Raw genomic sequence first — 10,069 nt, 5'->3', positions numbered from 1 at the left:
GCCCTCACGGGCGCCGGGGGCGTCACGGCCGACGTCGTAACGGCGCTCCTCGGGACGGGGACGGTCCGGGCGGTCGGGGCGGTCCGAGCGCTTCTGCCTGTCGTCGCGCCCCTTGCCCGCGCCCCGCTGGTTCCGGTCGTTGCCGCTTCCGCTGTTCCTGCCGCTGCTGCTTCGCATCAAAATTCCGTCTTGTCGTCTGCGTGTGTGTCCGAGGCGTACGGGGCGTCCGCATCGAACGACGGCACACCCTCTAGCGTCTCAGCCTCGATCGCGTCCGCCTCCGGGAGGAATGGCGCGAGCTCCGGGAGCTCGTCCAGGCCCCGCAGGCCCATCCGCTCCAGAAAGTAGTTCGTCGTCCTGTACAGGATCGCACCTGTTTCGGGTTCCGTGCCCGCCTCCCCGACCAGACCGCGCTGGAGGAGGGTCCGCATCACGCCGTCGCAGTTCACGCCCCGTACGGCCGACACCCGTGAACGGCTCACCGGCTGGCGGTACGCGACGACCGCCAGCGTCTCCAGGGCGGCCTGCGTGAGCCGCGCCTGCTGCCCGTCCAGTACGAAGCTCTCGACCGCGGCCGCGTACTCGGGCCGCGAGTAGAAGCGCCACCCCCCGGCGACCAGCCTGAGCTCGAATCCGCGCCCCTGCACGGCGTACTCGTCGGCCAGCTCCCGCAACGCGTCCGCGACGGCCCCGCGGGGCCGCTGGAGCACCTTGGCCAGGTGTTCCTCGGTGGCGGGCTCGTCGACCACCATGAGGACCGCCTCCAGGGCGGGCTTTAGGCCGAGTTCCGCGACCGCCACGGGCTCGCTCACGATGTGTCCTCCACCACTTGATCGAATTCGTCCGTGACGACGGGCCGGCCCGTCTCTCCGCCGGTCCATCGCACCACGAGCTCCCCGAGGGCCTCCTCCTGGTCCAGGACGACGGCCTTCTCCCGGTAGAGCTCCAGCAGCGCGAGGAAGCGCGCCACGACGGTCAGGGTGTCCGAGACGTCCTCGGTCAGCACCTGGAACGTCGCCTCCCCCAGGTCCCGCAGCCGCGCGACGACCACCTCGGCCTGCTCCCGCACGGACACGAGGGGCGCGTGGATGTGGTCGACGTACACCTGCGGCTCGGCCCGGGGCTGCATGGCCTTCACCGCGAGCTTCGCGAAGCCGTCCGGGCCGATGCTGATGACGACCTCGGGCAGCAGCGCCGCGTGGTGCGGCTCCAGTCCGACGGTACGCGGGTACCGCCGGGCCTCCGCGTCCAGCCGCTCGCTGAAGACGTCGGCGATCCGCTTGTACGCGCGGTACTGGAGGAGCCGCGCGAACAGCAGGTCGCGCGCCTCCAGCAGCGCGAGGTCGCCCTCGTCCTCGACCTCGGCGGCGGGCAGCAGGCGGGCGGCCTTCAGGTCGAGAAGCGTGGCGGCCACCACGAGGAACTCGGTCGTCTGGTCGAGGTCCCAGTCGGGCCCCATGGCGCGGATGTGCGCCATGAACTCGTCGGTGACCTTCGAGAGGGCGACCTCGGTGACGTCGAGCTTGTGCTTCGAGATGAGCTGGAGCAGCAGGTCGAACGGCCCTTCGAAGTTCACGAGCCGGACGGTGAACCGCCCGTCGGCCGGGACGTCGTCCTTCCGGACCTCCGGCGCCGCCACGGGTGCGGGAGACGGAGGCGCGGGAGACGGAGGCGCGGGAGACGGAGGCGCGGGAGACGGAGGCGCGGGCGTCGGCGGTGGAGGCGCTGCGGGGGGGCGCTCACCGGCGCCGGCCCCGGGCGCGCCGTCCGGCAGCGGTTCCGGTGCGGGGGCGTCCGGCGGGCCCGCCGTCCCGGCCGGCCGCGGCGCCCCCGGCCCGCGGCCGAGGCGGCGGCGGGGTGCGGGGGCGGAGTCGTCGGGGCGCGGCATGGCGGTGGTCCAGGGTGCGGGGAAAACGAGGCAGGGGCAGCAGCGCAGGCTACCCCCGGTCCGGTCAGCGCCCGCGCAGGCGCCGGACGAGAATGCTCGCGTCGCCGCGCGACTCCAGGTCGGCGAGCACCACGGCGACGGCCTCCCGCACGATGCGTCCCCGGTCGACGGCGAGCCCGTGCTCTCCGCGCAGCACCAGCCGCGCGTGCTCCAGGTCCATGAGTTCCTCGGCCGAGACGTAGACCGTGATCTTCTCGTCGTGGCGCTCGCGGCCACTGGGACGGCGGTTCGCGCCGCGTCCGCCCCTGCGGCGCGGCTGGGCCACCGCGGCGGGGGCCGCAGGACGCTGCTGGGCGGCCTGCTGGGCCGTCGGCTGCCCCTCGGGAGCCCGGCGGGCCCTGGCGGCGGCAGCGGCCGCCTGGTCGCCCTCGGCGGCCCTGCTGCGATGCCCGCCGGCCTCCGCGTCGGCGGCGGCGTGCTCGGCCGCCCCACGGCCGTCGGGGCCCGCGCCCGGCGCGCCCTCGGACGGCTCGGCCGCCGCGCCCGGGTCGCTCTCCCCCGCCGGCCCCGGCACACGTGCCTCACCGTTGACGGGCGGGCGCCGCGGGGACGACGACTGCAGCGCCATTCCCCCGGTCGTACGGAACAGTTCGTCGGCCCCCGGCAGACTCACTCGGCGTGACACCGGGCGAGCACCTCCCTGGCGAGCTGGCGATAGGCGGCCGCACCGACCGAGTTGGAGGCGTACGTCGTGATCGGCTCACCGGCGACCGTGGTCTCCGGGAAGCGCACGGTACGCCCGATCACCGTGTGGTAGACGTGCTCGTCGAAGGCCTCGACGACCCTCGCGAGCACCTCACGGCTGTGCACCGTGCGGGAGTCGTACATCGTGGCGAGGATGCCGTCGAGCTCCAGGTCGGGGTTGAGCCGCTCCTGGACCTTCTCGATCGTCTCGGTCAGCAGGGCCACGCCGCGCAGCGCGAAGAACTCGCACTCCAGCGGCACGATCACCTTGTGAGCGGCCGTCAGCGCGTTCACGGTGAGCAGGCCGAGCGACGGCTGGCAGTCGATCACGATGTAGTCGTAGTCGGCCATCAGCGGCTTGAGCGCCCGCTGAAGTGTCGACTCGCGCGCGACCTCGCTGACGAGCTGGACCTCGGCGGCCGACAAGTCGATATTGCTCGGCAGCAGGTCCATGTTCGGGACCGCGGTCTTCAGCAGGACCTCGTCGGCCGACATGCCCCGCTCCATGAGCAGGTTGTAGACCGTCAGGTCGAGTTCCATCGGGTTCACGCCGAGACCGACCGACAGGGCTCCCTGCGGGTCGAAGTCGACGAGCAGGACCCGTCGGCCGTACTCCGCGAGAGCGGCACCCAGGTTGATGGTCGACGTCGTCTTGCCGACGCCGCCCTTCTGGTTGCACATGGCGATGATCTTCGCGGGGCCGTGGTCGGTCAGCGGGCCCGGGATAGGGAAGTACGGCAGCGGCCGTCCGGTGGGGCCGATCCGCTCGCGGCGCTGGCGGGCAGCGTCGGGGGCGAGGGTGGCCGCGTACTCGGGGTCGGGCTCGTACTCGGCATCGGGATCGTAGAAGTGCCCCTCGGGCACCTCGTCGAAGTCGGCGAAACGGGTGGTGGACTTGTCCCCACTCTGGTCGCCGGCCATGGCGTTCACGTGTAGGCCGTCCATGCTCTGGTGGGCTGTCGTCATGTGCTGATGGGTGGCGAAGGTGCGGACAGCGACGGAGCCGACAGCCTGGAGCCCCGATGGGCCCTGGCCCCGTGCAGGCATTCCCGGTTGACCACCCCCGGGAGTAAATGTCGACTCATTCACAAGTCGTCTTACCTCCTTGGAAGTGACCAGGAAACTTATCGATAGGTCAGCGTGGCACCATGCCGACGGTTGGCGACTCTATGGCGTGTCACCGGTCCGCAGCAACACAATCGGCCGGACACGGCCCGATGTGTCGGCAACGGAACACCCCTGTGTCAAGGGTGCGCGGGTGCGAAAGAGAGGCACCGACCGCGCGTTTCGCGGGGTCGCGAAACGGTTAAAGTGTTACGTTCACGGCGAGTTGAGCGAGCCCTTCGCGGCGGCCGTGAACGCGACCGGCCGGACCTTGTCGAGCAAGGTCCGGCCGGTTGCGTGAGGTTGACGACTTTCGTTGACGCGTCAGCCGAGAAGGGTACCCAGCTCGACGTGCGGCAGCGCGTGGGCCTCGGCGACCTCGCGGTAAACGACCTGGCCGTCATGGGTGTTGAGGCCCTTGGCGAGGGCGGCGTCGCGGCGCAGCGCCTCGACCCAGCCGCGGTTCGCGAGCTCGACGATGTACGGCAGCGTGGCGTTCGTCAGCGCGTACGTCGAGGTGTTCGGAACGGCGCCCGGCATGTTGGCGACGCAGTAGAAGACCGACTCGTGGACGTTGAACGTCGGCTCGGCGTGCGTCGTCGCGTGCGAGTCCTCGAAGCAGCCGCCCTGGTCGATCGCAATGTCGACAAGAACACTTCCGGGCTTCATCTTGGCGACGAGCTCGTTGGTGACGAGCTTCGGGGCCTTGGCGCCGGGGATCAGGACCGCGCCGATGACGAGGTCGGCCTCGACGACGGCCTTCTCCAGCTCGAAGGCGTTGGAGACGATCGTCTTGACCTTGGTGCCGAAGACCTTGTCGGCCTCGCGCAGCTTGTTGATGTCACGGTCGAGCAGGGTCACGTGGAAGCCCATGCCGACGGCGATCTGCGTGGCGTTCCAGCCGGAGACGCCACCGCCGATGACGACGGCCTCGCCGGCCGCCGTGCCCGGGACGCCGCCCGGGAGCACACCGCGGCCGCCGACCGAGCGCATCAGGTGGTACGCGCCGACCTGCGGGGCCAGCCGGCCCGCGACCTCGGACATCGGGGCGAGCAGCGGCAGGGCGCGGTTCGCGGTCTCCACCGTCTCGTAGGCGATCGCCGTGGTGCCCGACGCCAGCAGGGCGTCCGTGCACTCGCGGGAGGCGGCGAGGTGGAGGTAGGTGAAGAGGGTCTGGTCCTTGCGGAGGCGGTGGTACTCCTCCGCGATGGGCTCCTTGACCTTCAGCAGCAGGTCGGCGGTGGCCCAGACCTCATCGGCGGTCGCCAGGATCTGCGCACCGGCGGCGACGTACTCACCGTCCGTGATCGAGGATCCGACGCCGGCGTTCTGCTCGACGAAGACCTGGTGGCCGTGGCGCACCAGCTCGTGCACGCCTGCGGGGGTGATGGCCACCCGGAACTCGTTGTTCTTGACCTCGCGGGGGATGCCGACCTTCACGTCGATCACGGTCCTTGGCTCAGGGGAATAAATGGGTCATTGCCATACATACCCAGGTACGCACGGCACACCCGGGCAACACCGCAGCATGACGCGGCAGAGCCAGTCTAATGAAGGATTTCCCGCTGTCTAGCCTTACAAAGCATCAATCTCCAGCGGAACCACTGCGGATTTCGTAGGTAGAACCCTCTTCTCCCAGCAGAGTCTCCGCGGCGCTCCTGTGCAGCCGGGCCGCCGCCGGGTCGCCCAGCCGGTCGAGCGTGTCCGCGAGCCGCAACTCCAGTGCCGCCTGCAGCCGTACGTCCTCGGCGCGGCGCGCCCACTCCACGGCCTCGCGGCAGGTGCGCAGCGATTCCTCGGGCCGTCCCGCGTACTCCTGCACCCGGGCCACTTCGCTCAACGCCCGTGCGTGGCCCGGCAGATCACCGACCCTGCGGTGCCCGGCGGCCGACGCCCGCCAGTTGCGCAGCGCCTCGCCGTAGCGGCCCGCGTAGGTGTGCACCGCTCCGAGGCGCCCGTACAGCCGGGCCGCGTCCGCGTGTTCCCCCCGGGTCAGGCGCTGTTCCAGGGCGCGGCCGTACCAGTCGGAGGCTCGCTGCCAGTCCCCCAGTTCCTGGTGGGTGCCGCCTACGGATTCCATCGCCCGGCCCGTCGCGTAGGGGTCGCCCGCCGCCCGGCCGGCGTCCAGCGCGGCCCGGTAGCGCGTCAGCGCCTCCTGCGTGCGCCCGGTCCGCGCGTCCAGGTCGGCGAGATTCAGCAGCGCGGCGGCCTTCTCGCGGTGCAGCCCGCACCGCTCGGCCACATCCAGTACGAGCCGGTGCAGCCCGTACAGCTCGGGAGCCGCCGCCTCGGTGCCCCGGTGCGCCGCGAGCGCCCGTACCAGCGCGGCCACCAGGCGCCTCGCCAGGGTGTCGAGCTCGCCGTCCGCGACCGCCGTCCGGGCCGCGGCGAGCAGCGCCGGCTGCCGGACCCGGAGCCATTCGGCGGCCGCCGGGGCGTTCGGGAAGCGGAGCGCGCGCGGCAGTCCCGCCAGCTTCTTGCGGGCCGGCGAGCCGTCGGGCTCGGTGATCGCCCGGCACGAGTGCAGCCGGCGCACGGTCCGCTCCAGCATCCTGGCCCGGGCCAGCTGCACCTCGGCGGGCCGGTCCCGGTCCTCCATCAGCGCCCTCATCATGGGCGCGAGGCAGCCGGGCACCTCGTACTGCCGCTCGTCCACGCGGCGCAGCAGGCCGAACGCGGCGAAGTCGTCGAGTGCCGTCTGCGCCCCGGAGACGGAGCAGCCCGCGAGGGCTGAAGCGATGTGGGCGTCCACGACGCCGGCCGGCGCGAGGGCGAGCAGCCGCAGCATCCTGGCCGTGGGCTGCGGAAGCGACTCGTACACGAACCGGAACGTGCGGGCGAGCGGCCGGCCCCCGGTGGGCTGGCCGGGGTCGACGGGCATGTCGTGCAGCCGCTTGGTCACGTCGGCGACCGACGCCTTGGGGCTGGCGGCGAGCCAGCCGCCGATCAGGGTGAGCGCGGCGGGCTGTCCCCCGCACTCCTCGGCGAGCGATTCGGCGGCCGTCGGATCGACGGTGATCCGCACGGCGCCCGTGTAGCGGCCGAGCAGTTCGACGGCGGAGCCCGTGTCCAGGCCGCCGATGGTGCAGGGCCGCACACCGGGGATGCCGGTGAGCGGCCCCCGGGCGGTGGCCACCACCAGGCAGTCCGGGTTGTCGGGGAGCAGCGGGTCGACCTGCTCGGCGTCGGCGGCGTCGTCGAGGACCAGCAGGAAGCGGCGTTCGGCGAGCGCCTCGCGGACCAGTTCGGACAGCTCGTCGTCACCGGCGCCCGGCGGCACCGGGACGTCGAGCTCGTCGAGCAGCGCCCGGGCGGTGCGTTCGGTGGGTACGCGCTCGCCGCCGGGTTCGGTCAGCCGGGCGCGGAGCGTGCCGTCGGGGTAGTCGCCGGCGAGACGCGCGGCGAGTTCGGTGGCGAGGGCGGTGCGGCCGGAGCCGGGGCGGCCGGCGATCAGCAGGACGCGGGCCCTCGGCGCCTTGCGGCCGGCGAGGGTGTCCAGCCCGGCCCGTTCGATGTCGTCCCGCAGCTCCTTGAGCTCGCGCGCTCTGCCGAAGAACTCGCCCGTCGTCCGCCCTGCCGGGGAACCCGCCGCCACGCCGCTGGTGTCCACCGCCTGATCCGTCACGGGCCACGCTCCCGTCCGCCTGCGCACAAAGCCCGCCGCGACTGCGGTCGGGAACTTCGAGCGTAGTTCACGCTCTGCTACGAACCGTGCGGAGCGCGGCGGGCGGATCACCCGATCGGATCAGCGGATTTTCAGATGACCGTCACCCTCAAAGGGTGGCTCTCACGCCTCGAACGGGCGCGCGGGCCAGGGCGCGTCGGCGGGCCGCAGCGCCTCCACGCCGTCACCCGCGAGCGCGGCGGTCAGCGCGAGTACGCCGACGGCCAGGCAGGTGTTGTGCAGTTCACCGGCGAGCACGCCCCGCACGAGGTCCTGGAGGGGCACCCGGGCGAGCTCCATGTCCGCCTCCTCCTCCTCGACCTCGAAGCGCTCGCCCTCGACGTCCGAGAGATCGCGGGCGAAGAAGATCCGTACGGCCTCGTCGCACCCTCCCGGCGTCGGGTAGACGTCGGTCAGCACGTGCCACTCCTCGGCCTTGACGTGCGCCTCTTCGTACAGCTCGCGCTGTGCGGCGCTCAGCGGGTTCTCGCCGGGCACGTCGAGCAGTCCGGCCGGGATCTCCCAGAGCCGGTGGCGCACGGGGTGCCGGTACTGGCGGATGACCAGGACGCGGTCGTTCTCGTCGAGGGCCAGGACCGCCACGGAACCGGGGTGCACCTGGTAGTCGCGGCGTACCACGCCGCCGTCGGGCATGACCACGTCGTCGGTGCGGACACTCGTCTTGTTGCCCTGGAAGGGAACCGCGGTCGCGGTGACCTGCCACTCCTCGGGGGTGTCCTTGATGGCCATGAAAGCGTCCTCCCAAAGCAGAAAGCAGAAAACCGGGGTACCGGCCCAAAAGGCCCGTACCCCGGCAACCGTATCTCCTGCGACTACTCGGCGGCCGCGCCGGTCCTGAGCGCCGCCTGCTGCCGTTCGACGGCCGCCTTCACCAGGCCCGCGAAGAGCGGGTGGGGGCGGGTCGGGCGCGAGCGGAGCTCGGGGTGCGCCTGGGTGGCGACCAGGTAGGGGTGCACCTCGCGCGGGTACTCGACGTACTCGACGAGCTTGTTGTCGGGCGACGTGCCGGAGAAGACGATGCCCGTCTTCTTCTCCAGCTCCGCGCGGTAGGCGTTGTTCACCTCGTAGCGGTGGCGGTGGCGCTCGTCGACGTACGGCTGGTCGCCGTAGACCTCGCGGACGATCGAGCCCTCGGCGAGCTTCGCCGGGTAGAGGCCGAGGCGCATGGTGCCGCCCAGGTCGCCCGCCCCTTCGACGTACGCGAGCTGCTCCTCCATGGTGGAGATCACCGGGTGGGCCGTCGCCGCGTCGAACTCGGTCGAGTTGGCGTCCTCGATGCCCGCGAGGTTGCGCGCGGCCTCGACGACGATGCACTGGAGCCCCAGGCACAGGCCGAGCAGCGGCACCTTGTTCTCACGGGCGTACTGGATGGCGCCGACCTTGCCGTTGACGCCGCGCTCGCCGAAACCGCCGGGGATCACGATCGCGTCGACGTCGCCGAGCTGCTTCTGGGCGCCCGCCCGCGTCTTGCAGTCGTCGGAGGTGACCCACTTGACCTTGACGCGGGCCTTGTTGGCGAAGCCGCCGGCGCGCATGGCCTCGGTCACCGAGAGGTAGGCGTCGGGCAGGTCGATGTACTTGCCGACGAGCGCGACCGTGACCTCGTGGTCGGGGTTGTGGACGCGGTCCAGCAGGTCCTCCCACTGGGTCCAGTTCACGTCGCGGAACGGCAGGTCCAGCTTGCGCACGACGTACGCGTCCAGGCCCTCGGTGTGCAGCACCTTCGGGATGTCGTAGATCGACTTGGCGTCGATCGCGGCGACCACCGCGGCCTCGTCGACGTCGCACATCAGCGAGATCTTGCGCTTGATGGACAGCGGGACCTCGCGGTCGGCGCGCAGCACGATGGCGTCGGGCTGGATGCCGATGTTGCGCAGCGCGGCGACCGAGTGCTGCGTCGGCTTGGTCTTGAGCTCGCCGGACGGGCCGATGTAGGGGAGCAGCGAGATGTGCACGACGAAGACGTTGTCGCGGCCGACCTCGTGGCGGACCTGGCGGACGGTCTCCAGGAAGGGCAGCGACTCGATGTCGCCGACCGTGCCGCCGACCTCGGTGATGACGACGTCGACGTCGTCGGTCGCCATGCGCCGGATGCGGTGCTTGATCTCGTTGGTGATGTGCGGGATGACCTGGACGGTGTCGCCGAGGTACTCGCCGCGCCGCTCCTTGGCGATGACCTGGGAGTAGACCTGGCCGGTGGTGACGTTGGCCGAGCCGTCGAGGTCGACGTCGAGGAAGCGCTCGTAGTGGCCGATGTCCAGGTCGGTCTCGGCGCCGTCGTTGGTGACGAACACCTCGCCGTGCTGGAACGGGTTCATCGTGCCGGGGTCGACGTTCAGGTACGGGTCGAGCTTCTGCATCGTGACCCGCAGGCCCCGCGCCTTGAGCAGCGCACCCAGGCTGGAGGCCGTCAGGCCCTTACCGAGGGAGGAGGCGACACCCCCGGTGACGAAGATGTGCTTGGTCGTCATGGATTTGGGCGGCATCGCCAAGAGGGGGCTCCCGTGGTCGCGAAGTGAGGTGCGTACCGGCCGCCGGCCCGGAATCCGGGTGGTGCCGTCGCTGCGGTTTCGGGGCGCCTGATCGTCACAGACTGGCCACCGGTCCACGGGGTACCAGCCTATCAGCGACGGGACGAGGCCGCTTCC

The 10,069-nt window shown here is 71.6% G+C and carries 8 protein-coding genes; all 8 read right to left on the bottom strand.

What is annotated here, in order from left to right; genetic code table 11:
- Positions 1–176: 176 nt before the first annotated feature.
- Entirely contained in the window at positions 177–881 is a 705-nt protein-coding gene (gene scpB, locus ACWGH0_RS30820; RefSeq protein ID WP_453407556.1) for an SMC-Scp complex subunit ScpB, read from the bottom strand.
- Positions 809–1,888, bottom strand: a complete 1,080-nt coding sequence (locus tag ACWGH0_RS30815) for a segregation and condensation protein A (protein WP_453407555.1) — start codon at positions 1,886–1,888, stop codon at positions 809–811. Before ACWGH0_RS30815 ends, scpB begins: the two co-directional genes overlap by 73 nt.
- A 64-nt stretch (positions 1,889–1,952) precedes the next feature.
- Complete coding sequence (locus ACWGH0_RS30810) at positions 1,953–2,573, bottom strand: hypothetical protein (protein ID WP_453407554.1); 621 nt, start codon at positions 2,571–2,573, stop codon at positions 1,953–1,955.
- A complete protein-coding gene (locus ACWGH0_RS30805) occupies positions 2,558–3,679 on the bottom strand; it encodes a ParA family protein (RefSeq protein ID WP_069935438.1) in 1,122 nt (373 codons plus the stop codon). Before ACWGH0_RS30805 ends, ACWGH0_RS30810 begins: the two co-directional genes overlap by 16 nt.
- A gap of 381 nt (positions 3,680–4,060) precedes the next feature.
- A complete protein-coding gene (gene ald, locus ACWGH0_RS30800) occupies positions 4,061–5,176 on the bottom strand; it encodes an alanine dehydrogenase (RefSeq protein WP_453407560.1) in 1,116 nt (371 codons plus the stop codon).
- Positions 5,177–5,321: 145 nt separating this feature from the next.
- Entirely contained in the window at positions 5,322–7,361 is a 2,040-nt protein-coding gene (locus ACWGH0_RS30795) for a tetratricopeptide repeat protein (RefSeq protein ID WP_453407553.1), read from the bottom strand.
- 162 nt (positions 7,362–7,523) lie between these two features.
- Positions 7,524–8,150, bottom strand: coding sequence for an NUDIX domain-containing protein (locus tag ACWGH0_RS30790; RefSeq protein WP_453407552.1), 627 nt, complete (start codon positions 8,148–8,150; stop codon positions 7,524–7,526).
- An 83-nt stretch (positions 8,151–8,233) separates the two neighbouring features.
- Entirely contained in the window at positions 8,234–9,907 is a 1,674-nt protein-coding gene (locus tag ACWGH0_RS30785) for a CTP synthase (RefSeq protein ID WP_453407551.1), read from the bottom strand.
- Positions 9,908–10,069 lie beyond the last annotated feature (162 nt).

The organism is Streptomyces sp. NPDC054887, from assembly GCF_053610585.1.
The sequence above is the reverse complement of the archived record's forward strand: the minus strand, read 5'-3'. Positions and strand labels throughout refer to the sequence as shown.

What these genes read in the sequence shown, in the direction of transcription:
- scpB (WP_453407556.1), bottom strand. Translation starts at nt 881, where the DNA reads ATGGACCGGCGGAGAGACGGGCCGGCCCGTCGTCACGGACGAATTCGA.
- ACWGH0_RS30815 (WP_453407555.1), bottom strand. Translation starts at nt 1,888, where the DNA reads ATGCCGCGCCCCGACGACTCCGCCCCCGCACCCCGCCGCCGCCTCGGC.
- ACWGH0_RS30805 (WP_069935438.1), bottom strand. Translation starts at nt 3,679, where the DNA reads ATGCCTGCACGGGGCCAGGGCCCATCGGGGCTCCAGGCTGTCGGCTCC.
- ACWGH0_RS30790 (WP_453407552.1), bottom strand. Translation starts at nt 8,150, where the DNA reads ATGGCCATCAAGGACACCCCCGAGGAGTGGCAGGTCACCGCGACCGCG.
- ACWGH0_RS30785 (WP_453407551.1), bottom strand. Translation starts at nt 9,907, where the DNA reads ATGCCGCCCAAATCCATGACGACCAAGCACATCTTCGTCACCGGGGGT.